The organism is Mesorhizobium sp. LSHC412B00, assembly GCF_000503035.1.
In the GTDB taxonomy this organism is placed as follows: domain Bacteria; phylum Pseudomonadota; class Alphaproteobacteria; order Rhizobiales; family Rhizobiaceae; genus Mesorhizobium.
Genome location: NZ_AYWB01000001.1, coordinates 134,237 through 158,263 on the forward strand (window position 1 = coordinate 134,237; position 24,027 = coordinate 158,263).

The window sequence follows — 24,027 nt, forward strand, 5'->3', positions numbered from 1 at the left end:
TGGCTGAAACGATGCGTATCCTTCGTGCCGCCGACTACCGCGTCATGCCGTGGAAGAATGGCGGCGGCACGACCACCGAGATCGCCGTCTCGCCGGACGGCGCCGGCCTGGACGATTTCGACTGGCGCGTTTCGATGGCGCGAGTCGAGGGCAGCGGCCCGTTCTCGGGCTTTGCCGGCGTCGACCGCACGCTTGCCGTGCTGGAAGGCGAGGGCATCGTCCTCGACATTGCTGGCCGGCGGCCGGCCGAAGTGACGGCGGCTTCCGCCCCGCTGTCCTTCCCGGCCGATGTGCCGACCACGGCCGCGCTGATCTCCGGTCCGATCACCGACCTCAATGTCATGACCCGCCGCGCGCGGGCCACGCACTCGGTCCAGCGTCTGATGGTTTCGGCTCCGACCGATATTCGGCCGACCAGCGCTATGACCCTGATCCTGCCGTTCGACGGCGAGGTCGGCGTGACCGGCGCGACATCGTCGCGCCTTGGACCTCGCGACACACTGTTGCTCGGACCGCAGGCCGCGAAACTGCGGGTTGAACCGGTACGGCCGACGACCGTGTTCGTCATCCGGATAGCCAGGCTGGGCCAGCCGCACCGCCAGCACAACGATTAACGCCTGTTGCCAAACATGATCGCACGCCGGAGAAATCTGGCGTAAGCTGTTGTCTGGATCACGAAAAAGCCCGAATCCTTCCGTCGTTCCAAGGCGGACGGGAGGGCAGGGGTGCTCGTCCTTGAGTTGTCGAAAGCCCCACTTAAAATGTCGAAGGGATAACGCCTCTGGCGTGGTGCGAAGCAAAACTTTCGGCCATTGTAATCATGCAACCAATTGCATTTGAATCGGTTTTAGGGACATTGCCGTGGCGGTGGCGCCGCATCGCGTCCCCCATGCGGAATTTTCAATGAATATCCAGACAAATCCTGCCCATATCGAAAAGTCCAGCGCCGGCTTCCCGGTCATCACCGAAGAGCCGATACGCTCCAATTTCCTGCCCGAAGAGCGGCTGCGCGCGCTGGGCGAAAGCCTCGCCAAGGGCGACGTCAAGGACCTGTTCGGCCTGACGCCGTTCGATTTCCAGGCCCGCATCCGCGACAGCGCCAAGAAAATCCTCGAAGTCTACCGCTCGACCAATGCCGCCCAGGCCAAGGGCGAAACCATCACGCCTGCCGCGCAATGGCTGCTCGACAACAATTATCTCGTCGAGGAGACCATTTTTCAGGTCAAGCGCGACCTGCCGCGCCGTTTCTACCGGCAGTTGCCGACCCTGGAAGTGGCCGATCGCGCCGCGGTGCCGCGCGCGCTGGCCCTGGCCTGGAGCTATGTCGCCCATTCCGACAGTTCGGTTTCGGCGACCATGTTCAAATCCATCGTCGAGGGTTTTCAGTCGGTCGAGCCGCTCAAGATCGGCGAGCTCTGGGCGCTGCCGTCGCTGCTGCGCTTCGTTTTGATCGAGAATCTGCGCCGCATCGCCGTGCGCGTCGACCGCACCAGGCAGATGCGCCATATCGCCAACGAGGTCGCCGACCGCGTGCTGGCGACCGACGACAATGCAGACCGCCGGAAGATCCTGTCGGGCTACGGCGCGCATGCGCAGGACACCACCTTCGCCACCCAGTTGCTCTACCGCCTGCGCGACGGCTCGCAGAATGCCGGCAGGGCGCTGGAATGGCTGGAGGTCGAGCTCGAAAAAACCGGCTCCGACGCCGAGGAAATCATCATTTCCGAGCATCGCACGCTGTCCAGCGGCAATGTCACCACCGGCAACATCATCCGCGGCCTGCGCCTCATCAACGACGTCGACTGGACGGTGTGGTTCGAGGGCGTCAGCCGCATCGACACGCTCTTGCGCGAGCGCACCGATTTCGCCGCGCTCGATTTCTTTTCGCGCGACCAGTACCGCACGTCGATCGAGCAACTGGCGCGCCGCTCCGACCTGTCCGAATTCCGTGTCGCCGAAAAGGCCATCGAGCTGGCCAGCCATGTTCCCGGGGTCACCGATGCCTCCGGCGTGCCGGATGCATCAGCCGATCCGGCCATGCATACCGATGTCGGCTTCTTCCTGGTCGGCCCGCGCCGGCCGGATCTGGAAAAGGCTATCGGCTATCGGCCGCCCTTCCATGTGACCTTCAAGCGCGCCTTCACCGCCACGGGCTGGCTCGGCATCGTTGTGCCGGTCTTCCTGCTGACGGTGCTGCTGCTGGTTGTCTCCGGCAATGCGCTTGCCCATCTCGGCCTGTCGGTGGAATCCATCACGCTGATGCTGGCGCTGTTTGCGGTGCCTGCCAGCGAAGGCGCGCTCGCCTTCTTCAACACCGTTGTTTCACTGTTCCTGAAGCCGACGCGGCTCGTCGGCTATGACTACAAGCACGGCATTCCGGCGGCATCACGCACCTTGGTCGTGGTGCCGTCGCTGATCGGCTCGCGCGATGATGTCGAGGAAAACATCCGCAACATCGAGGTGCATCACCTCGCCAACACGGCCGAAGAAATCCATTTCGCGCTGCTGTCCGACTGGCCGGATTCCAAGACCGAGATCGACGCCGCCGACATCGAGATCCTGCAATATGCGCGCGACGAGATCGCCAGGCTCAATGCCCGTTATCCCTCGGAAGGCGCGCCGCGTTTCTATATCCTGCATCGCCGCCGGCTCTACAACCAGGCGCAGGGCGCCTGGATGGGCTGGGAGCGCAAGCGCGGCAAGCTGCATGAGCTGAACCTTCTCTTGCGCGGCGACAGCGACACCACCTTCCTGCCGCTCGACGTGCCGCTGCCGGAAAAGGTCGTCTATGTCATGACGCTCGACGCCGACACGCGCACCACGCGCGACGCCGTGTCGTCACTGGTCGGCAAGCTCGCCCATCCGCTCAACCGCCCGCATTTCGACGCGACAAAGCGCGTCGTCACCGCCGGCTACACCATTCTGCAGCCGCGCATCACAGCCTCGCTCACCAGCGGCGACGACGCTTCTTTCTTCCAGCGCGTCTTCTCGTCCAACAGCGGTCTCGATCCTTACGTCTTTGCCGTCTCGGATCTCTACCAGGACGTCTTCAGCGACGGCTCCTTCACCGGCAAGGGCCTTTATCACGTCGACGCTTTCGAGGCGGCGCTGCAGGGCCGCATCGAGGAAAACACCGTCCTCAGCCACGATCTGCTCGAAGGTGCGTTGGCGCGCGCAGCACTTGTCACCGATGTCGAACTGGTCGAGGACTATCCTACCCGCTACTCGGTCGACGCCTCGCGCCACCACCGCTGGGCGCGCGGCGACTGGCAGCTGCTGCGCTTCATCGTCTCGCCGCGGTCCGGCGTGCCGGCGCTGTCGCGCTGGAAGATGGTCGACAATCTGCGCCGCTCGCTGACCCCGATCTTCTGGGTGATGGCGGCGATCGCCGGCTGGACGCTGCTGCCCTTCACGCAGGCCGCGCAGTGGCAGGCGCTGCTGATCCTGTCGCTGTTCATGGCGCCGACCTTCGATGTCGTCAACGCCATCCTGCCCAAGAGCGGCGACCAGACGCCGCGCGGCCATTTCTCCGCGCTGGCGCACGACACCGTCTTCGGCACGGCGCTTGTGGCGCTGAAAGTGCTGTTGATGGCGCACAATGCCTGGATGATGGGCGACGCCATCGTTCGCACGCTGTACCGCCTGTTCGTCAGCCGCCAGAATCTGCTGGAATGGCGCACCGCGTCTCAGGCGCACAAGGGCGGCGACAACGATCTCGGCTCCTATTACAGCATGATGTATGGCGCCGTGATCATCGGCGTCGTCGGTCTCGCCATCCCCGTGCTGGCCGATTCCACCGGTGCCTTCGTCGCCTTCTTCTTCGCTCTGTTCTGGATCGGTTCGCCGGCGGTTGCCTGCTGGATCAGCCGCTCGGCCGAGACCGAGGACCGCCTGCGCATATCGCAGGCCGACATCCACGCGCTGCGCACCGTGGCGCGCCGCACCTGGCATTATTTCGAAACCTTCGTCACGGCCGAGCACCACAATCTGCCGCCCGACAATTTCCAGGAAAGCCCGGCGCCGGTTGTAGCGCCGCGGACGTCGCCGACCAATATCGGCGTCTACCTGCTGTCGGTGGTGTCGGCACGCGATTTCGGCTGGATTGCGCTCTCCGACGCCATCACTCGCATCGACGCCACGATGACGACCATCGAGAGCATGCCGCGCAACCGCGGCCACCTCTTCAACTGGTACGACACGACGATGCTCAAGCCGCTCTATCCGCTTTACATCTCGGCCGTCGACAGCGGCAATCTCGCCGGACATCTGGTCGCGGTGGCGGCGGCCTGTGCGGAGTGGGCGGAAGCCCCGTCCGTTCACCTGCAGGGCGATTTCGAAGGCGTCCTCGACACGGTGAGCATCCTCGACGAGAGCCTCGAGGAATTGCCTGACGACCGCCGGCAACTGCGGCCGTTGCGCCAGCGTCTGGCCGACCGCCTCGACGGCATGCGGCGCGCCGTCATGACCATCAAGGCGCAGCCGGAGATGGCCTCAATCCGCACGATTAACCTGGCCGTGCTTGCCGGCGAGATCCGCAAGCTCGCCACCGCCATCCACACCGAGGCCGGATCGCAGCGGAGCGACATTATCGCCGACTGGGCGGCACGGCTGGAAGCGACCTGCGAGGCGCATGTGCATGACTCGCACAGCGACGAAAACGCCGTCGAAGCCTTGCGCGCCAAGCTGCTGGCGCTGCGCGAACGCTGCCGCCGCTATGCCTTCGAGATGGATTTCTCTTTCCTGATGCGTCAGGAGCGCAAACTGCTGTCAATCGGCTACCGGGTCGAGGAGCATCAGCTCGATGAGAGCTGCTACGATCTGCTCGCCTCCGAGGCGCGGCTGACCAGCCTGTTCGCCATCGCCAAGGGTGACCTGCCCACGGAGCATTGGTTCCGGCTTGGAAGGCCGATCGTCGAGATCGGCTTCCAGGGTGCGCTGATGTCCTGGTCGGGCTCGATGTTCGAGTATCTGATGCCGCCTTTGGTGATGAAGGAGCCGCAGGGATCGATCCTCAACCAGACCAGCAAGCTGATCATCAAGCGCCAGATCCAGTACGCGCGTTCGAAGAACGTGCCCTGGGGTATTTCGGAAGCGGCCTACAATGCCCGCGACCGCGAACTGACCTACCAGTATACCAATTTCGGCGTGCCCGGACTTGGTCTCAAGCGCGGCCTTGGCCAGAACACGGTGATCGCGCCTTACGCCACGATCCTCGCGGCGCAGTTCACACCGCGCGAATCCGTCCAGAATCTGGCCAGGCTGCGCTCCATCGGCGCGCTCGGCCGGCATGGCTTTTACGACGCCGTCGACTTCACGCCGCAGCGCGTGCCGGAAGGCACCGACCATGCCGTTGTCCTGAACTACATGGCGCATCACTCTGGCATGTCGATCGCCGCCGTTGCCGACGCCATCTTCGAGGGCCGGCTGCGCGACCGCTTCCACAGCGATCCGGTGATCGAGTCTGCCGAACTCCTGCTGCAGGAGAGGGCGCCGCGCGACATCCCGACCGCCACGGTCAGGACCGAAGCCGACGAGCGTTCGAAGGACGAGACCGAGGTCGAGAGCCCGGACTCGCGCATTATCCTCGACCCGCTGAGGGCGTTGCGCGCCACCAGCGTCATGTCCAATGGCCGCTACTCCGTCATGGTCTCGGCCACCGGTTCCGGTTACAGCCGCTGGGGCGAACTCACCGTCACCCGTTGGCAGCCCGACCCGACCGAAGACCGGCTCGGCTCCTACATCTTCCTGCGCGACGCCGGCAGCGGCGACTGGTGGTCGGCCACCGCGGAGCCGAAGCAGGCGACCGGCGAGAGAGTGCAGACGCTGTTTTCCGACGACAAGGCGAGCTTCGTCAAAACAGTGGGCTCGCTGCGTTCGGAGGTCGAATGCATCGTCATCTCGGAAGGCAATGGCGAGGGACGGCGCGTCACGCTCTATAATGACGGCGCCACTGACCGGCATATCGAGGTGACCTCCTTTGCCGAGCTGGTGCTGGGCAACGAAGCGTCCGACAATGCCCATCCTGCGTTCTCGAAAATGTTTATCGAGACCGAGATCGCTGCCAATAACGGCGCCATCTTTGCCACCAGGCGCAAGCGCGACAAGAACGAGCCTGACGTCACCATGGTGCATTTCGTCACCGATCCGTCCGGGTCGGCGCGCGATGCCGAGGCCGAAACCGACCGCCGTGCCTTCATCGGCCGTGGCCGTACCATCGCGGAAGCGGCGGCCTTCGATCCCGGCGCCAAGCTTGGCGGTCACCACGGCTTCACCCTCGATCCGGTAGCGGCCCTGCGCCGCCAGGTGCGGGTGCCGGCCAACAAGAAGATATCGCTGACCTTCTGGACCGCCGTCGGCGCCAACCGCGCCGAACTGGACGAGGCCATCGCCAGGCTCGACCATCCCGAAAGTTTTGCCCGCCAGGCGATGCTTGCCTGGACGCGTTCGCAGGTGCAGACACGCCATCTTGGTCTGAGCCTGACCGACGCCGCCAATGTGCAGAAGCTGGCGCGTTTCCTGATCTATCCCGATCCGTTCCTGCGCCTGCCCGGCGAATCCATCGCTTCGGGGCTGGGCAAGCAGTCCAGCCTGTGGCCGACCAGCATTTCGGGCGATTTCCCGATCTTCCTGGTCCGCATTGGCGACGTGGCCGACCTCGAAATTGTCGCCCAGGCGCTGCGCTTCCAGGAGTATATGCGCGCCCGCGGCATGATGATCGACTTCGTGGTCGTCAACGAGCAGGCATCGTCCTATGTCCAGGACCTGCAGCGCGCGGTCGAGACGCTGTGCGAAAACAGCCGCCTGCGCGGCAAGGAACTCGGGCCGCGCCAGCACATCTTCGCCGTGCGCCGCGACCTGATGGACGAGGCGACGTACAAGACGCTGCTGGCGGTTGCCCGCGTGGTTCTGCACACGCGCAACGGCACCATCTTCGACCAGATCGAACGCGCCGAGGCGGCAGCCTTGCAAGCACGCGATGCCCTGCAGCCGGTGGCCCCCGCGTCGCTGCGCGAGCCGTCTCTGCCGGTGCCGGCGGCGCCTGCATACCATGCCGCGTCCGACAGCAGCGCCGACGGCAGCGGCCTCAGCCAATGGAACGGCTTTGGCGGTTTCGAGGGCGACGGCCGCCACTATGTCACCCGCCTTGCCGGGCGGCGCTCGACGCCGCAGCCCTGGATCAACGTCGTCTCGAACGCCTCGTTCGGATTCCATGTCTCGGCCGAAGGCGCTGCCTTCACCTGGAGCCGCAACAGCCGCGATTACCAGCTGACGCCATGGTCGAATGATCCGGTCACCAACCGGCCGGGCGAGGGCATCTACATCTACGATCAGGCCAGCGGCAAGGCATTCTCGCCGCTGGCTGCCGTGGTCCGCGATCCCTCGATGACCTATGAGACATGGCACGGCCAGGGCTTCTCCACCTTCCGGTCCAAACGCGGCCCGCTGTCGATGGATCTGACGCACGTCGTCGATCCCGTCGATCCAGTGAAGATCACGCGGCTGCGCATCCAGAACTCAGGCTCGGCGCCGGCGCGGCTGCGCGTCTATGCCTATGCCGAATGGGTCCTCGGCAGCCATCGCTCGAGCACGGCTGCGACCATCATCCCGTCCAGGGATCCAGCGACTGGCGCGCTTCTGGCGCAAAACCCCTACGGTCTCGATTTCGGCGACCGGGTGGCCTTCCTGGCCGCCACTGGTCCGGTGCATTCGGTGACAGCCGATCGCGGCGAGTTCATCGGCAGGCATGGCACCAGCGCCTTCCCGCACGCCGTCGTCAGCGGAGCCGGCCTGTCGGGCCGCGTCGAGGCCGGCGACGATCCGTGCGCAGCTGTCGCCAGCGATGTCGACATCCCCGCCGGCGGCGACGTCACGCTGGTCTGGCTGCTTGGCGACGCCGCCACATCAGCCGAGGCGAGCGCGTTGGTGCAGACCCATTCGGGCAAGGATTTCGACCAGCGGCTGGCCGACAATGAACGCGTCTGGCGCGGCTTCCTCGACACCATCCAGGTCGAGACGCCCGACAAGGCGCTCGACGCCATGGTCAATCACTGGCTGCCCTATCAGAGCCTGGCCTGCCGCATCCGCGCCCGCTCGGCCTTTTATCAGGCAAGCGGCGCCTTCGGCTTCCGCGACCAGCTGCAGGACACGCTGGCCCTGCTTGCGCATGATCCGAAACTGGCGCGCGACCAGATCCTCAATGCGGCGCGCCGGCAGTTCCCCGAAGGCGATGTCCAGCATTGGTGGTTGCCGCGCACCGACGCCGGCGTGCGCACCATGATCTCCGACGATGTGGTCTGGCTGGCGCATGCCACCAATCGCTACATCGAGGTGACCGGCGATACAGGGATCCTGAAGGAGCAGCTGCCTTTCATCGACGGGCAGGTGCTGGGCGAGGGCGAGCACGACGCCTTCTTCACGCCGGAAATCTCCAAGACGAACGCTTCGCTCTACGACCATTGCGCTCGCGCGCTCGACCTTGCGGTCAAGCGCAGCAGCCCGGCCGGGCTGCCGCTGATCCTCGGCGGCGACTGGAACGACGGCATGAACCGCGTCGGCGAAGCCGGCAAGGGGGAGAGTGTCTGGCTCGGCTGGTTCCTTTTGAAGACGCTGGGCGACTTTACCACCGTGGCCAAGGGGCAGGGCGACACCAAGCGGGCGCAGGCCTGGACAAGACACGCCGATGTGCTGAAGCGGGCGCTGGAAAGCACCGCCTGGGACGGCCAGTGGTATCGCCGCGGCAGCTACGACGACGGCACGCCGCTTGGCTCGCATAATTCGGACGAGTGCAAGATCGACTCCATCGCGCAGTCGTGGAGCGTGCTCTCCGGCGAGGGCGACCCCGCGCGCTCGACCACGGCGATGCAGCAGGCGACGAACCTGCTGGTCGACGACAAGCTCAAGATCGTCAAACTGTTTACCCCGGCCTTCCAGAACACGAGAAAGGACCCTGGTTACATCAAGAGTTATCCGCCGGGCGTGCGCGAGAACGGCGGCCAGTACACCCATGCGGCGACCTGGTTTGTCATCGCGCTCGCTGAAATGGGCCGCACCGACGATGCCTATCGCTGCTTCTCGATGCTGAACCCGGTCAACCATGCGCTCGACGATGCATCGGCCGAGCATTACCGCGTCGAGCCGTACGTCGTCGCCGCCGACATCTATTCCGGTGAGGGCAAGGGCGGTCGCGGCGGCTGGACCTGGTATACGGGCTCAGCGGGATGGCTCTACCGTGCTGCGGTCGAAGGAATTCTGGGCATTGAGCGGCGGGGCAAGCAGATCACGTTCCGGCCGAAACTGCCCAGCCATTGGGACGGCTATTCTGCCACGCTGAAGATGCTGGGGTCGGAGATCAAGGTTCGCGTCATCCGCGACAAAAAGGCCAAATCCATCTCGCTCGAAGTCAATGGAACCAAGACAAAGTCTTCCGGTTTTCAGCCGAAAGCCGGCGACAAGACCGAGGTGGTCGTCAAGATACCCGCGTAAAATCAAAGGCTTCAGGTTATTGACGCGCGCCTTTCGAGGCGCGCGTTTTCTACTTCGGCATGCTCCTGGCGCAGAACGGCGTGCCTTCCCAATAACGGCGGTCCAAGCGTGCAGTGACTAAAAATGTGGCAGCGCCAGCTGCTGCCATGATTTTGCCGCAAGACTGACATTTCACCTTTTATCTCAAACCGTTAGGTGATCACGGCAGATTTCGCAACGTCGTCATCTTTTGTTCGCAGAATGGGAACGGAAGAGGTAGACGGGCATTGTTTTGCGACCCGTTAACCGGTACGTGTCAAGAAATGGTGCGGTGCACAATAATGTTTTGGGCGGAGTAGCTGAAGTGTCACTTCTGCAAATCTACTGGAGAGCGCTGGGTTATCTCGCAGCCGACAGGAAGCGCGTTGCGTTTATCTGCGGTGCGAATGTCGCGCTCGCCATTATCGCCATCCTCGAGCCGATCATGTTCGGCCGGGTGATCGACGCCATCTCCGATAAGGGTTCGGTGTTTTCGACGCTCGCGCTGTGGGCCGGTCTCGGCGCCTTTAACATCGTCGCCTTCGTGCTGGTGGCGCGCGGCGCCGACCGTTTTGCCCACAAGCGTCGCAGCGAGGTGCTGTGCCAGTCGTTCGAGCGCGTGATCACCATGCCGCTCGCCTGGCACCACCAGCGCGGCACCTCCAACGCGCTGCACACGCTGCTGCGCGCCGTCGAGACGCTGTTCAGCCTGTGGCTTGAATTCATGCGCCAGCATCTGTCGACGGCGGTTGCGCTGGCTCTGCTGATTCCGACCGCTATAAGCATGGATCTTCGCATGTCGCTGGTGCTGATGGCGCTGGGCGTTCTCTATGTCGGCATCGGCCGGCTTGTGATGAAGCGCACCAAGGCGGGCCAGGCCGCGGTCGAGCGCCACTACCATCAGGTGTTCGCGCATGTGACCGACTCGGTCAGCAATGTCGCCGTGCTGCAGAGCTACAACCGTCTCGGCCACGAGGCCGATACGCTGCGCCGCTATGTCAAGAACCTGCTCGACGCGCAGAACCCGGTGCTCGACTGGTGGGCGATGGCCAATGCGCTGCACCGCCTGTCGTCGACCATTTCGATGATGGTTGTGCTTTTGATCGGGGCCTATCTGGTCACCCATGGCCAGCTCAAGATCGGCGACGTCATCGCCTTCACCGGCTTTGCCACGCTGCTGATTGCCCGCCTCGACCAGATGTCGGCTTTCGCCAACCAGATTTCCGAAGCCCGCGCCAAGCTCGAGGACTTCTATCACCTCGAGGATTCGGCCGCCGACTCCGCCGAGCCGGACGGCTTGCGCGACCTCACCAACGTCACCGGCCATGTCCGCTTCGAGAATGTCGGCTTCGAGTTTGCCAATTCGCGGCAGGGCGTCGACGACGTCTCCTTCGAGGTCCAGGCCGGGCAGACGGTTGCCATCGTCGGCCCGACCGGCGCCGGCAAGACGACGCTGATCAACCTCTTGCAGCGCGTCTTCTCGCCGTCTCATGGCCGTATCCTGATCGACGGCATCGACACCCGCACGGTGACCCGCAAGTCGCTGCGTCATTCGATCGCCACCGTCTTCCAGGATGCCGGCCTGCTCAACCGCTCGATCGAGGACAACATCCGCGTCGGTCGTGCCGAGGCGACTTATGACGAGGTTCACGCCGCCGCCAATGCGGCTGCCGCGCAGGATTTCATCCTTGCCAAGAGCGCCGGCTACGACACCGTCGTTGGCGAGCGCGGCGGCCAGCTTTCGGGCGGCGAGCGTCAGCGCATCGCCATTGCTCGCGCCGTGCTCAAGGACGCACCGATCCTGGTGCTCGACGAGGCGACCAGCGCGCTCGATGTCGAGACCGAGGACCGCGTCAAGGAAGCCATCGACGAACTGAGGCGCAACCGCACCACCTTCATCATCGCCCACCGCCTGACCACCGTCCGCGACGCCGACCTGGTCGTGTTCATGGACAAGGGCAAGGTGGTCGAGATGGGCGGCTTCGCCGAACTGTCGCTGCGCAATGGCCGTTTCGCCAGCCTGTTGCGCGCCGGCGGCCTGCTCAACGACGAGGAAGTCCGCCGTCTCAGCCGCACGGTGAATATCGAAGCGGCGTAGGCTTTTTTACCTCCCCCTTGTGGGGAGGTCGGACCCGTAGGGTCGGGTGGAGGTAGTGCCCCACCACCCCCACCCCGCTGCTTTGCAGCGACCTCCCCACAAGGGAGAGGGTAAGCACTGCGACAACCGCTCGATTGCCCCGAACGCGCCGCCGGTCTATCTAGACCTATGAGCGACACCTCCTCACGCCTCGCCGGCTGGACCGACCTCGCCAACCCGACGCGCTTTGTCGGGCTGGCCGACAGGCTGGTGCCGTGGCTGGCGTCGATCGCCGCGATCCTGCTCGCCATCGGTCTCTATATGAGCTTTGCCGCGCCTGAGGATTTCCAGCAGGGCATCACGGTGCGCATCATGTATATCCACGTGCCTTTCGCCTGGCTCGCCATGATGTGCTATACGGTGATGGCGGTCGCCGCGCTCGGCACGCTGGTCTGGCGCCATCCGCTGGCCGACGTCGCGCTAAAATCTGCAGCCCCGATCGGCGCCACCTTCACCGCGCTTGCTCTGGTGACCGGCTCAATCTGGGGCAAGCCGATGTGGGGCACCTGGTGGGTGTGGGACGCGCGCCTGACGTCGGTCTTCGTCCTGTTCCTGATGTATCTCGGCATCATCGCGCTGACGCGTGCGCTCGATGACGCCAGCCGTGCCGCCTGGGCCGCCGCCATCATCACGCTGGTCGGCTTCATCAACATCCCGATCATCAAATTCTCGGTCGACTGGTGGAACACGCTGCACCAGCCGGCCTCGGTGTTCCGGCTCGGCGGGCCGACGATCGATCCCAGCCTGCTATGGCCGCTGCTGGTGATGGCGCTCGGCTTCACCGTGCTGTTCTTCGCGCTGCATTTGACGGCGATGCGCACCGAGATCCGCCGCCGGCGGGTCATTGCCATGCGGCGCATCGCGGCGCGGCAGGCAGAGCAACGCGACTAGGCGGTTCTCTTTTCCGGCACTCGAATGACAACCGAAACAGCAGCCTTTGCCTGTCTCCGTCTAAATTAGAGTATGCTGCTATGTTGCTGCATAGCAACGAGGATTGCTGAAAGAGTGCCCTGACTGCGTCTGCTTATTGACAGCTCCAACCGCAGGCGAGCAAGTAACTGGAAGGCTACGAGGAATCGACGATGAAACTGCTTCTACTGGCTGGTGTGTCGACAACGGCATTGGTGCTTGGCTGGAGTTCGGCGTACGCCGCCGACGCGATCGTCGACGTTCCGAGGGCAGAGGATCTCTGGTACGTCACGCTCTTCGGCGGCGCCAGTTTCCCGAACCATGTGAAAACGGACTACAATGGTACTGGCTATTCAGTCGATCTTGATACCGGGTTCGTAATCGGCGGCGCTGTCGGTCGGCGCATCAACGATGTGTTTCGTGTCGAAGGCGAACTGTCCTACGCGCGCTACAAGGCAAGCGAATACAGCTACACGGGCGTCGGCAACTATCCGGCTTCCGGCAATCTGTCGGCCACCTATCTTCTCGCCAACGTCTGGGCCGATGTTGCGCATTTTGGTGATGCCAAACTCTATGTCGGCGGCGGTCTCGGCGCGGCGTATGTTACCGCCGATACTCACTTTGATGGCCACGCCTATGGATACGGGCCTGGCGGCTGGGGTTTCGCCGGCCAGGTGGGCGCCGGTGTTACCTACGCGGTAACGCAGAATGTCGACCTCGATTTCGGTTACCGCTTTAAGGCCGTGACAAGCGTGGATCTAGACGACAATGATGGCGGCGGCACATACGAGAACGCCAAATTGTACTCCCACAATCTCCAGCTTGGCGTTACCCTGAAGTTCTGATTGGTTCGTCGCAGGCCGCGACCGGGATTTGACGGATGCCGCTCTTGCCACGCCGGCAACCCCTGGGCCTGCCGGCAATGATCCCAGCCTCGCTGCCGACCGCCGGTGAGCCGGCGGAAAAGACATTGCAGCGCGGCATCGACCTGCAACGGCGCAAGCGTTTTCGCGAGGCCGAGTTCTGCTACCAGACGGTGCTTCGCACGCAGCCCAAAAATGCCATGGCGCTGAACCTGATGGGCACGCTCGCCATCGAGGCCGAGCATCATGACGCCGCCATTGCCTATATGGAAAGGGCGGTCAAGCTCGAACCGGACAACGCCATCTTCCGCAACAATCTCGGCAATGCCTACAATGTCACCGGCAACGTCGACAAGGCGCGCAGACATCTGAGAAAGGCGATCGAGCTCGACGGAGGGCTCATCGAAGCGCTGTGCAATCTCGGCCGCTCCTACCGCAGCCAGCTCGAGGGCGACATTGCCGAAGGGTTCTATCGCCAGGCGCTGGCTATCGACGGCCAGTCGGTGATGGCACTTGCCGGTATGGGCGATTTGCTCACCGACATTGGCCGGCCGGCCGAGGCGGTCGAATGCTTCAGCAAGGCCCTTGCCATCGACCCGGGCCATGTCGAGGCGCTGGCTGGAATGGCGCTTGCGCGACGGGCGGTCAAGGACGATCCGACGTTGCCTTTGGTGCTGAAACGCCTGGAATTGCCGACAACCACCGATCGCGAGCGGGTAGTGCTGCACCACGCCGCCGGCAAGATGCTCAATGATCAGCGCGATTATGGCCCGGCCATCCGCCATTTCGCGAGGGCCAAGGCGATTTCCGGCAATGACTTCGACATCGACCGGCACACCCAGCTTTACGACAGCTTCATCAACACCTTCGACGCCGGCTTCTTCGAGGCGCGAGCCAATTTGGGAAATCCATCCAGACGCCCGGTCTTCATCGTCGGCATGCCACGGTCGGGAACGACGCTGACCGAGCAGATATGCGCCAGCCATCGCGATATCCATGGCGCCGGCGAGTTGTCGACCATTCGTTCACTTGCCGGCGAACTTGGGTTCGACAAGCTCGACCCAGCCATTTTCACCGAGGCCATGGCGGCGCTCACTGCGGCCAAGGCCAAGGAGCTTGGATCGAAATATCTCGACGCTCTCAAAAAGCGCAACAACACGGCGCGGCTTGTCGTCGACAAGATGCCGCATAATTTCGAGCTGCTGGCCTTCATCAGCCTGATCTTGCCAAATGCCCGCATCATCCATTGCCGGCGTGACCCGATGGACAATTGCGCGTCCTGTTTCATGCATAATTTTTCCGAGGCGCACGGCTACAACGCCGATCTGACCAAGCTTGGGCAGTATTACCGGCAGTATGAGCGCCTGATGCGCCATTGGGCCAAGGTCATCCCGCTGGATATCCACGACATGCCCTACGAAGAAACGGTCGCCGATTTCGAGAATCGCGCCCGCGGATTGATCGGATTCCTCGGCATCGAGTGGGACGATGCCTGCTTGCGTTTCAACGAAACCGAGCGCACCGTGCGGACGCCGAGCCGCTGGCAGGTGCGCCAGCCGATCTATTCATCCTCGGTCGAGCGCTGGAAGCTGTATGGCGACGCGCTGGATCCGCTGAAGGCGGCGCTGGGTCCGGTTTATCAGTCCTGATTTCAGTTGGCCCGAACAACCTCGCGCTCGACGCGCGCTGGCGTAGATTAGACCTGAGTTGCATCGTGCTTTGGGGCCAAATGAAAGCCGAATGCTTTCATGACCGCCAGTGTGGTTTCCAGCGTAGGATTACCGTTTTCGCTGAGCGAGGTATAAAGATGCTCGCGAGCCAAGCCGGTCTTTCTGGCAATGTTGCTCATCCCCTTGGCGCGGGCAACGACACCGAGGGCGGACGCGACGAATTTGGCGTCTCCGGTTTCCATTGCCTCTGCCAGAAACGCCTCGATTGCCGTATCGGAATCGAGCATTTCGGCGGGATCGAAATCATAGATTTTTTCAACCATTGTCGTCACTCCATTCTACGGCCAGGCGCTTTGCTGTCCGTATGTCGGTTTCTTGTGAACTTTTATCCCCGCCGCACAGGAGCAGGATGACCGTTTCACCGCGCTTGTGAAATAAACGCGATAGCCGGGCCCATAGTGAATGCGCAATTCACTGATGCCTTCACCCACTGGGGCCACGTCGCCGGGATTTCCTACAATCAAACGTTGCAGCCGAACGGCAATTGCCGCCTTGGCTCTTCCGTCTTTCAGCTTTTGGTGCCACCTCCGAAAGGTGGCTGTCTGCTTCAGGATTGTCATGGGGACTAGTAAGTTATAAATTACAATTCGTCAATGCCGAAATAGGGCGAGCCTCCAAAACGAAAGCCTCACCCCATCCGTCCACGCGCTTCCACCTTCAGCGTTTCCAGCACCTTGTCGCCCTCGATCAGATGCACCTGGTCGAACAGGTTGGTCACCACGCAGCAATGATCCGGAACCAAGCGCACGCGCTCGCCAATGCGAAGCTTCGCGCCATTTTCAAGCGTGACCGTGCCATGTTCCTCGCTCAAGCTGGTGACGCGGGCTCCGGGCATGCCGAGCAGCTCGCCAAAATCGGCGAGCCCCAGCGTGTCGCTGGACAGCGCCTTGCTGCCGCTGTCGAGGATGGCCCGGGCCGGCGTCGGATGGCTGACCACTGTGGCGAGCACCGTCAGCGCACAATCGTCGAGCGTGCCGACGCCTTTGGCGACCTGGTAGCGGTCGAGGTAGATGTAGGTGCCGGGGCGGTATTCGGTCACCACGCTGTCCTCGCCGGAGCGCCACATATCAGGCGTGCCGCCGCTTGAAATGCGATCACAGGCGAGACCCGAGGCCGCGAGCGTTTGCTTGGCGCCGGCCAGCCAGGATTCAGCCTCGGCGGCGCGGCCGGCCGCGGGGTAGGTCATCAGCCCGCCGAAGGTGAGCCCCTTGGCTTGGTCGATCAACTTCGCCAGTGCCAGCGCCTCGGCGGCGCTCTGCACGCCGCAACGGCCCATGCCGGTGTCGCATTCGACCAGGAGGGGCAGGGGGTGCCCGGTATCGGTGAAGGTGGCGGCGAGCCCATCCAGCGTTTCGAGGCTGTCCACCGTCACTGACAGTGTCACACGGCCATGCAGCGCCTTGAGGCGCTCCAGCTTGGCGCGGCCAAGGATGTTGTAGGGCAGGAAAATATCGGTCAGCCCGGCATCGGCCATCACCTCGGCTTCGCCGATCTTCTGGCAGGTGATGCCGACCGCGCCGGCCGCCACCTGCTTCTTCGCCCAATAAGGCAGCTTGTGCGTCTTGATGTGCGGCCTGAGTTTCAGCCCGTGGCGGTCGGCATGCGCCTGCGCTCGTGTGATGTTGGCTTCGGCGCGGGCTGCGTCGATGAGGATCGCCGGCGTGTCGAGGTCGTCTATGCCTTGCATGAAATATCACCTTGGGAAATCTGGCTGACTTATGGCCCCGATCCGCACGGATGTCATGGGGCCAGCACGCAGTTTGCGTCGACACCGCAGCGCTGTTCGGCTATGCGCTTCAGATAACTCCAGGGAACGCGACGCGAAGGGATCACGATCATGAAACGCTCCACCGTCAACGACATCATCCGCGATGCAGACGCCTTCATCCGCTCGTTCGGCTACATCATGCCGCCCTTCGCCTACTGGAGCCCGGAAGAGATGAAGGCGCGCAAGGCCGACTCCGCCGCCATTTTCACCTCGCGGCTCGGTTGGGACATCACCGATTACGGCCAGGAAAAATTCGACGAACTCGGCCTGTTCCTGTTCACCGTTCGCAACGGCGTCTATGCCGACATGAAGAAGGGCATGGGCATGCTTTATGCCGAGAAGATCATGATCTCGCGCAAGGATCAGCTGTCGCCGATGCACCGCCACAACATCAAGGCCGAGGACATCATCAACCGCGGCGGCGGCAAGCTCGTGCTGGAACTGTTCATGCACGATCGCGACGGCGGCATCGATCCGAAGGCCGAAGTGACGGTGCCGGTCGACGGCACCATCCACAGGTTGCCGGCAGGCGGGCTCCTGAAGCTCGACCCGGGCCAGAGCGTGACGCTGCTGCCCGGCGTCTGGCACGCCTTCTGGGCCGAGGGCAAGGATGTGCTGATCGGTGAGGTCTCGACCGTCAATGACGATCTCACCGACAACGTCTTCCGCGAGCCGATCGGCCGCTTCTCCAACATCGACGAGGATGTCGCGCCGGTGCACCTGCTGGTGTCCGACTATGAGAAGTGGGTGGGGTAGGCGAGGGCCTAATCGCCCCAATTCAGCTGCTGAAAGAACGTCCAGATGCTGATCGTGCTGTCATCCCGATCGCTCGTGCTGTGCAGCGTCAGGACAATATCCACCGTGGGCGGCGCCTTGCTCAAGACTGTGATCAGGCGCGCGCTGCCGTCAGGCACGATACCTATGCCTGACGTCATTTCCCAATTTCCATCGGCTTGCTGAAGTCGGGAAGAAGAATCTCCGAATTGCTTCCTCATCGATGCATCGTTTAGAAACGGTTCGTCGGTGAGTTCTGCAAATTCCTTCCAGGATCCGGAGACTGCCGCCTGAATGGCGCGTTCTATTCTGGCTTTTTCCGCTTCGCTAACTTGAGCCGGCATCCCGAACTCCGATCTACAGCTGATACTTATCTGCCTTGCGGGTGCCGAGCAAAAGCTTCCGCTCAAGCTGTGCCCGCAGCTCGCCGTAATAGGCGGTGAGGAAGGCCCTGGAATCGACCGGCTCGATCGTCATGCCGATCTTGCGTCCGATCGTTTCGGCCACGGCTTTCAGCGCGAAATAGTCGTCGCGGCGCAGCACTTCCTCCAGCTTGTGCAGTTCGGCGATGCCATAGGCATCGAGCTGCGCCTGGGTGAAGCGGAATGCGCGGGTGGTGGTGTCCTGGCGTTGCGACAGGTCTTCGACCAGCGCCAGTTTCGGCGCCTCGACAACCCACGTTCCGGCCAAAAGGTCGCCGATGCGCATGCGGTCGCGGTTGAACAGCGGGAAGAGCGCAAACAGCAGCGTCCACACCAGTCCGAAGATCGTCGTCAGCGTGTCGGCGAGCCCCATCTCGCTGCGGCCGAGGATGATCGACAGCGGCAGGAAGATCTCGATCTCGCGCATCAGGTTGCGGGCAATGACCTGATCGACTGACAGGCCGGCGCCGCTGCGCGACGCCACCCGGATGCCGAGCATCCGTTTGCCGGGCGTGGCGGCGCGGCGGCCGGCTTCGAAGACGATGAAATAGGCGTTGCGCAGGAAGAAGATCAGGATGATCCAGACGATGAACAGCGGCTGCGCGCCTTCGCCTTTGAGGCCGGCCAGCCCGAACAGTGCAACGATCGAGATCACGATCGCCGTGACGATGATGATGACAAAGTCGAGCAGGAAGGCGGCGGCGCGGGTGCCGGCATCGGCGAGCTTGATCCGGAGATCGACCCCTTCCGGCGTGATCAGCGGCCGTATCGTCGAGACGGCAGCGCGCCTAGCGGTCGCCATGCCGCACCACCCTGAACACATAGAAATAGCAAAGCCACAGCGTCAGCATGACGCCGCCAATGGCATAGCGTGTCACGTCGCTGGTGATCACCTGCCTGCCGATGCCTTCGAGCAGGCCGGCAAACAAAAGCATGATCGTCACCCCGACCATGGTGGTGGCGGCCACGCGCCCGGCATCGGCAGCAGCCGTCATCCGCGTCAGTTCGCCGGGGAAGGCGATGCGCGTGCCGATGCGCATGCCGGCGGCGCCCGCCAAGGCGATCGCGAACATCTCGGTGGTGCCATGGATGGACAGCCATCCGCCCAGCTCCAGCCCAAGCCCCTTGGCGACGTAGATCTGGAACATCGCGCCAAGCAGGCAGCCATTCATCAGGATCAAGAGCACGCTCGGCACCGCGAAGGCAAAGCCCAGCGCGAAGGCCAGGATCGCCACCTGGACATTGTGCGTGAACAGATAGGCGGCGAAGCCCGACAGGAAATTGCTGTCGGCGCCGTCATAAAGCACCTGTCGCAGGACTTCGACTGAGGCGTCCGGGTTGCGCCCGCCGGCCAGGCTCGGCGGAATGATGGCGTCGAACCAGCCCTTGTCTTTGGCCACCAGCCAGTAGCCGGCGCCGGCGCCGACAAAGGTCAGGACGACCGACAGCAAGGTCTCGCGCCACAAATCGCGAATGGCATGCGGCCAGTCATGCAGGAAGAAGTCGCCGATGCGCTGCCGCAAGCCGCGACGTGCGCCATAGAGGTAGAAGTAGCCGCGCAGGCAAAGCGCTTCGAGATAGCTGACCAGCGCATTGTCGAGCGACGTCGCCCGCGCCACCGAAAGCGAGGACAGCGCCGAGCGGTAGAGCAGCGGCAGCGACAGCAGTTCGTCTTCCGATAGCGTGCGTGGCGCACGTTTCTCGACCCGGGCAAGCAGCGCCTCGAACGCCTTCCAGTCGGCCTCGCGCTCCGAACGGAAGCTCGCCAGCGACTGGCGCACCGCATCCTTGCCGACCAGCGCGTTCACAACAGATCCTCTCGCTTGAGCTCGAGATAGCGCTCGACCAGCGCCGGCCCGAGCCTCTGATGGTCGGCTTCGATGACATGCGCGCCGAGCAGCCTGAGCCTGCCGATGACGACCTGCCTTTCGCGCAGCAGCCCGCCGGCGACGACGGAGCGCGCCACATCCTCCGGTGCGTCCGGCGGCATGTCGGCCAGTGTCTCCAGTTCGACATCCCTCATCATCATGAACAGCACCAGATGCCGTTCGGTGAGCCGGCCGACGGTGCGCAGCATCAGTTCGGCGCTGATCGGATCGACGAAGTCGGTGAAGATGATCACCAGCGAGCGCCGGTCGAGCCGCGCCGCCAGCGTCGTCAGCGCCAGGGTGAAATTGGTCTCTTCGGTGGAATAGTCGATCTCCGCCGCCCGCTTCTGGATCATGGCGAAGCTGGCGGAGCCGCGCACGGCGCCGCTGGAAACGCGCGGCCGCGCGTCGAAGCCGAACAGGGAGACCATGTCGCCGCCCTTCAGCGCAATGAACGCTGACAGCAAGGCTGCGGTGACGGCGCGGTCGACCTTCGGCACGCCGTCGACGGGCTCGCACATCAGCCGGCCGCTATCGATGGCCAGCACGATGTTGTTGTTCTCCTCGATACGGAATTCGCGCGCCAGAAGCCTGCCGTGGCGGGCGCTGCGCTTCCAGTCGATCATGCGCCGGCCCATGCCGGGCTGGTAGTCCTTGAGCGCCTCGAATTCGCGGCCCTGGCCGGCGCGGCGCTGCGCATGGCCGTCGGGCAGCGCCTGACGCTGCAGAAGCGTGATCGCCTCGTCGCGGGCGCTGCTGACATCGGGCAGCACCGCGACTTGGCTCGCCATCGGCAGCACCACCTGGTTCCAGACCAGCCCGAACGGCCCGCGCCAGCGCACCCACAGGCGATCGAACCTGGCGATGCCGCGCCGCAGCGCCTGAAATTTGAGATCGAGCGATGCGCTGTCGGCCTCGGCGGTCAACGCGCCGCCGGTGCCGCCCAGCGGTTCCAGCCGCTCGTCATGGCCAAGACGCGCCTGCACGGCGCGCGGCCGTCCGCTGAGCCCGGCGATGACATGGACGGTGAACTGGCCGCCGACGCTGACCTGCGGCGGGGCATGGATGCTGGCATCCAGCGAAGCCCGTCCGGGTCCGGCGGCGGCGTCCACGGCCAGGAAAGCAAGCAGCACGCAGATCCACAACAGGCCGAGATACCACAGCGACGGCAACGCGAGCGCGATCAGGAAGGCCGGTATTGCACCTGCCGCACCTGCCCAGACTGCCCGGCCGCTCGGATATATCAACGTGGCGCTTCCGTCTGGTCGACCAAGTCGGTGACGATCTGCTCGACCAGGCGGCCGTCGATCTGCGCCGCCGGCGACAGGATCACGCGATGGCGCAGCGCCGGCACCGCAAGCGCCTTGACGTCGTCGGGGATGACATAGGCGCGCCCGTCGAGCGCTGCCCGGGCGCGTGCGGCTCTCGCCAGCATGGCGCCCGCACGCGGGCTGGCACCGACTTCCAGATCGGGGCTGGCGCGCGTGGCCCGCACCAGCCTTGCGATATAGTCCACGACGTCGTCGACAAGCGTGACCTCGCCGACGGTCGCCAACGCCTTTTCCAGCGTCTTGCGGTCGGCCTGGGCGGTGATGCCGTATTGCTTGATATCGTGCGAGGCGGTGCCGCCGCCATGGTGGATGATGATCGCCTTTTCCTCTTGCGCGCCGGGGTAGCTCACCCGGTGCTTGAACAGGAAACGGTCGAGCTGGGCTTCGGGCAGAGGATAGACGCCCTGATGTTCGATAGGGTTCTGCGTCGCCACCACCATGAAGTTCGGGCCGAGCGCATGAGTGGTGCCGTCGAAGGTGACGGCATGCTCCTGCATCGCCTCCAAAAGGGCAGCCTGGGTCTTGGGCGGCGTGCGGTTGATCTCGTCGGCGAGCAAAAGGTCGCAGAAGATCGGGCCGCGCGTCAGCGTGAATTGCCCGGTCTGGAAATTGTAGATGTTGGAACCGACGATATCGCCGGGCATCAGGTCGGGTGTGAACTGGATGCGGCCATAGGCGACGCCCAGCGCCTGGGCAAAGCAGCGCGCCGTCATCGTCTTGGCCGTGCCCGGCGGTCCCTCGAGCAATATATGCCCGCCGGCGAACAATGCCGTCAGCATCAGATCGACCGTATCGTGTTGCCCGGTGATGGCCTTGGCCACCTCTTCCCTGATCTGTGTCGCCAGGGCCTTCACATCATCGACGTTCACCGAGCCTCCTTGCCGTCCAGTCGTGCAGCTTTTCGGCTGCATCATGCATTTGTGTCAGGGTCTTTGCCGCGTTCGCAGCTTGCAGGCGGGTCGTGAACCCGCCGGCTTCGTCCTTATCGCGGGAATCGAGCCAGCGGTCGAGCGCTTCGCTCTGCAAACCGTGCGGCGCGCCGAGCAGCGCGCCGGCGCGTACGCGTGCCAGTGCTCCATAGCGGTCGCCTAGTTCTTCGAGCCGGCCGGCGCGGCGCAACAGCATCGCCGTGGTGTCGACCAGCGCGCGTTTGCCGAAGGCGATGGCGCGCTGATCGGCCCGTGGCGGCCCGAACCGGCCAAGGCCATGCAGGAAGGCAAGTGCCGCCGCCGCCAGGATGGTCAGCGTCAGCGCCAGGAAGGGCGGCTCGACCAGAAGCTTGGCGAGATCGTATTTTCGCCCGACGCCATGCAGCGTCAGGTCGAACATGACAGCACCCTCTTCGGGCTGCAGGAGCTCGATCAGCTTGAGCGCCGCCGCCGCCTTGTCGGGATCTTTCAAGCCGGCGTTATTGATGAGATCGGGGTCCGTCAGAATGTAGAACCGCTCGTCTTCGACCTCGGTCAGCACGGCCTTGCCGTTGCCGGCGGCAATCAGCGGGTGTTCGTCGGCCACCCATTGCAGCTGGTCGGGAACGCTGACCATTTGCCCTGAGACGTCGAGTTGCTTGACCGTGGTCTCACCTTCGCCGAGCTTGGCCTTGGCGATCCGGGCGAGCCAGTCGTTGACCACGACGTCCGGCAGCCGCTGGATCTTCATCTCCCACCCCTCGTGCTCGAACAGCGGCAAGGTCGCCCATTTGGGCAGCACGAACAGCGTATCCAGGCCCTTGCGAAGCTTGACGATGTTGGCAAGCGCATCCGGGTCGCTGTCGGGCGAAATCGTGACGATTAGGAGGTTCGTGTCGATCTGAAGATCGCTGTCGGACCGCGCCATGTCGGGCGCTTCGCCGGTCAGCTCCAGCCATTCCGCCAAGCCGGCATAGCCGATGCCGCTCTTCGAGAGCGGCGTTGCGCCACCGACGCTCGGCTGGCGAAAATCGGGGGCATAGGTGGACAAAAGGAAGAAGCCCGCCGCCGCGAGCAGGCTGGCGAAAATGCCCCAGAACACCGTCCTGCGGCTGAACGGTTCCTGCTGGGCGATGTCGGCTGTCGTGTCACTCAAGTCCAGGCATCCCTGAAGACGAATCGCTCATAGGCGCTGCGCGCCTCCTGCCAGCCCTCTGGCCCGACCGGCCGGCGCGCGAACAGAGCGGCCTCGACGATGCGCGCGATCTGGGTAAAGGCGCCACGCGCCCGCGTTGGCAGCGACGCCGCTCCCGCGATATCGCGCGCGGTCAGCGACGGGCGCAGGAAGTCGGGCAGGCGGCCGGCAATGTCGGCAACGCTGCGGCGAAGCAGGAGATGCACCGCCTCGTCATACTCGCCCCGGGCGGCCAGCGCATCGGCTTCCGAGAGCAGGACCTGCGCGGCGCCAACGTCGGGGTGCCATGTCGCTTCCGCCTCGGTCACGCTCTTTTTGCGCCACCAAGGCAGGCGCCAGGCGACGCCTTTCACCTCAAGGAAAATCAGCATGAGGATGATGGCGGCACCTGTGATCACCGCGCCCCAGAACAGGTAGATCATGTACGGGCCGAGCGATTTCAGGAACTCGCCCAGCGGTCTCAGCCACTCGGGTGTCTCGGGTGGTCTGTAGGCCGGCAGGTCGAACTGGATCGAATCGTCCGACAGCAACTGCTTGTGCAGTTTGGCCAGCCATTCGGCTTGCGCAGCGTCCGGCTGTGCAGCAGTCACCTTCTCGCCCCCCTGCAACCTGCGGTTCGCG

The 24,027-nt window shown here is 63.9% G+C and carries 16 protein-coding genes and 1 pseudogene; 7 read left to right on the forward strand and 10 right to left on the reverse strand.

Annotated features, from left to right (window positions below; genetic code table 11):
* Positions 1-11 precede the first annotated feature (11 nt).
* The 6 genes from X757_RS163800 (at position 12) to X757_RS163775 (ending at position 15,059) form a co-directional block, all read left to right on the forward strand.
* A complete protein-coding gene (locus X757_RS163800) occupies positions 12-614 on the forward strand; it encodes a HutD family protein (protein ID WP_023724868.1) in 603 nt (200 codons plus the stop codon).
* 289 nt (positions 615-903) lie between these two features.
* Positions 904-9,483 carry a GH36-type glycosyl hydrolase domain-containing protein gene (locus tag X757_RS163795; protein ID WP_023724869.1) on the forward strand — a complete coding sequence of 2,860 codons (8,580 nt, stop codon included), beginning with the start codon at positions 904-906 and terminating at the stop codon, positions 9,481-9,483.
* Between the two features lie 343 nt (positions 9,484-9,826).
* The gene (locus tag X757_RS163790) at positions 9,827-11,599 is read left to right on the forward strand and encodes a glucan ABC transporter ATP-binding protein/ permease (protein WP_023672897.1); all 1,773 of its coding nucleotides are present in this window, start codon (positions 9,827-9,829) and stop codon (positions 11,597-11,599) included.
* 168 nt (positions 11,600-11,767) lie between these two features.
* Entirely contained in the window at positions 11,768-12,529 is a 762-nt protein-coding gene (locus tag X757_RS163785; RefSeq protein WP_023724870.1) for a heme ABC transporter permease, read from the forward strand.
* 191 nt (positions 12,530-12,720) lie between these two features.
* Positions 12,721-13,392, forward strand: a complete 672-nt coding sequence (locus tag X757_RS163780; RefSeq protein WP_023715244.1) for an outer membrane protein — start codon at positions 12,721-12,723, stop codon at positions 13,390-13,392.
* Between the two features lie 35 nt (positions 13,393-13,427).
* Positions 13,428-15,059 (forward strand): sulfotransferase, encoded by a 1,632-nt coding sequence (locus X757_RS163775; RefSeq protein WP_031193773.1) that lies wholly within the window; start codon positions 13,428-13,430, stop codon positions 15,057-15,059.
* A gap of 47 nt (positions 15,060-15,106) precedes the next feature.
* Here the strand turns inward: X757_RS163775 and X757_RS163770 are convergent, their stop codons facing one another.
* The 3 genes and pseudogenes from X757_RS163770 to X757_RS163765 all read right to left on the reverse strand — a co-directional run bounded on the left by X757_RS163770 (position 15,107) and on the right by X757_RS163765 (position 16,827).
* On the reverse strand, positions 15,107-15,403 hold the full coding sequence (locus tag X757_RS163770) for an addiction module antidote protein (RefSeq protein ID WP_023672893.1): 297 nt from the start codon (positions 15,401-15,403) through the stop codon (positions 15,107-15,109).
* A pseudogene (locus X757_RS1000000166060) lies at positions 15,396-15,700 on the reverse strand (type II toxin-antitoxin system RelE/ParE family toxin). Before X757_RS1000000166060 ends, X757_RS163770 begins: the two are co-directional and overlap by 8 nt.
* Before the next feature lie 68 nt (positions 15,701-15,768).
* On the reverse strand, positions 15,769-16,827 hold the full coding sequence (locus X757_RS163765; protein ID WP_023724872.1) for a D-TA family PLP-dependent enzyme: 1,059 nt from the start codon (positions 16,825-16,827) through the stop codon (positions 15,769-15,771).
* 150 nt (positions 16,828-16,977) lie between these two features.
* Here X757_RS163765 and X757_RS163760 point away from each other — a divergent pair, with 150 nt between their 5' ends.
* A complete protein-coding gene (locus X757_RS163760; RefSeq protein ID WP_023694398.1) occupies positions 16,978-17,664 on the forward strand; it encodes a D-lyxose/D-mannose family sugar isomerase in 687 nt (228 codons plus the stop codon).
* A gap of 8 nt (positions 17,665-17,672) precedes the next feature.
* Here X757_RS163760 and X757_RS163755 read toward each other — a convergent pair whose 3' ends face one another.
* From X757_RS163755 to X757_RS163725, 7 genes are read right to left on the reverse strand one after another with little or no spacing between them, the layout of a single operon-like run.
* On the reverse strand, positions 17,673-18,026 hold the full coding sequence (locus X757_RS163755) for a hypothetical protein (RefSeq protein WP_023724873.1): 354 nt from the start codon (positions 18,024-18,026) through the stop codon (positions 17,673-17,675).
* Between the two features lie 13 nt (positions 18,027-18,039).
* On the reverse strand, positions 18,040-18,906 hold the full coding sequence (locus X757_RS163750) for an RDD family protein (protein WP_023694396.1): 867 nt from the start codon (positions 18,904-18,906) through the stop codon (positions 18,040-18,042).
* Positions 18,893-19,912, reverse strand: a complete 1,020-nt coding sequence (locus tag X757_RS163745) for a stage II sporulation protein M (protein WP_023694395.1) — start codon at positions 19,910-19,912, stop codon at positions 18,893-18,895. Before X757_RS163745 ends, X757_RS163750 begins: the two co-directional genes overlap by 14 nt.
* Complete coding sequence (locus X757_RS163740; protein WP_023724874.1) at positions 19,909-21,219, reverse strand: DUF58 domain-containing protein; 1,311 nt, start codon at positions 21,217-21,219, stop codon at positions 19,909-19,911. The genes X757_RS163745 and X757_RS163740 overlap by 4 nt, the downstream gene beginning before the upstream one ends.
* Positions 21,216-22,172, reverse strand: coding sequence for a MoxR family ATPase (locus tag X757_RS163735; protein ID WP_023724875.1), 957 nt, complete (start codon positions 22,170-22,172; stop codon positions 21,216-21,218). Before X757_RS163735 ends, X757_RS163740 begins: the two co-directional genes overlap by 4 nt.
* Positions 22,159-23,367 (reverse strand): hypothetical protein, encoded by a 1,209-nt coding sequence (locus X757_RS163730; protein ID WP_023724876.1) that lies wholly within the window; start codon positions 23,365-23,367, stop codon positions 22,159-22,161. The genes X757_RS163735 and X757_RS163730 overlap by 14 nt, the downstream gene beginning before the upstream one ends.
* Entirely contained in the window at positions 23,364-23,996 is a 633-nt protein-coding gene (locus X757_RS163725; protein ID WP_023724877.1) for a DUF4129 domain-containing protein, read from the reverse strand. Before X757_RS163725 ends, X757_RS163730 begins: the two co-directional genes overlap by 4 nt.
* Positions 23,997-24,027 lie beyond the last annotated feature (31 nt).

Bases quoted from the DNA above. Each gene is read 5' to 3' on its own strand.
- X757_RS163795 (WP_023724869.1), top strand. From the start codon at position 904: ATGAATATCCAGACAAATCCTGCCCATATCGAAAAGTCCAGCGCCGGC.
- X757_RS163775 (WP_031193773.1), top strand. From the start codon at position 13,428: ATGCCGCTCTTGCCACGCCGGCAACCCCTGGGCCTGCCGGCAATGATC.
- X757_RS163800 (WP_023724868.1), top strand. From the start codon at position 12: ATGCGTATCCTTCGTGCCGCCGACTACCGCGTCATGCCGTGGAAGAAT.
- X757_RS163750 (WP_023694396.1), bottom strand. From the start codon at position 18,906: ATGGCGACCGCTAGGCGCGCTGCCGTCTCGACGATACGGCCGCTGATC.
- X757_RS163780 (WP_023715244.1), top strand. From the start codon at position 12,721: ATGAAACTGCTTCTACTGGCTGGTGTGTCGACAACGGCATTGGTGCTT.
- X757_RS163765 (WP_023724872.1), bottom strand. From the start codon at position 16,827: ATGCAAGGCATAGACGACCTCGACACGCCGGCGATCCTCATCGACGCA.
- X757_RS163770 (WP_023672893.1), bottom strand. From the start codon at position 15,403: ATGGTTGAAAAAATCTATGATTTCGATCCCGCCGAAATGCTCGATTCC.
- X757_RS163785 (WP_023724870.1), top strand. From the start codon at position 11,768: ATGAGCGACACCTCCTCACGCCTCGCCGGCTGGACCGACCTCGCCAAC.
- X757_RS163760 (WP_023694398.1), top strand. From the start codon at position 16,978: ATGAAACGCTCCACCGTCAACGACATCATCCGCGATGCAGACGCCTTC.
- X757_RS163755 (WP_023724873.1), bottom strand. From the start codon at position 18,026: ATGCCGGCTCAAGTTAGCGAAGCGGAAAAAGCCAGAATAGAACGCGCC.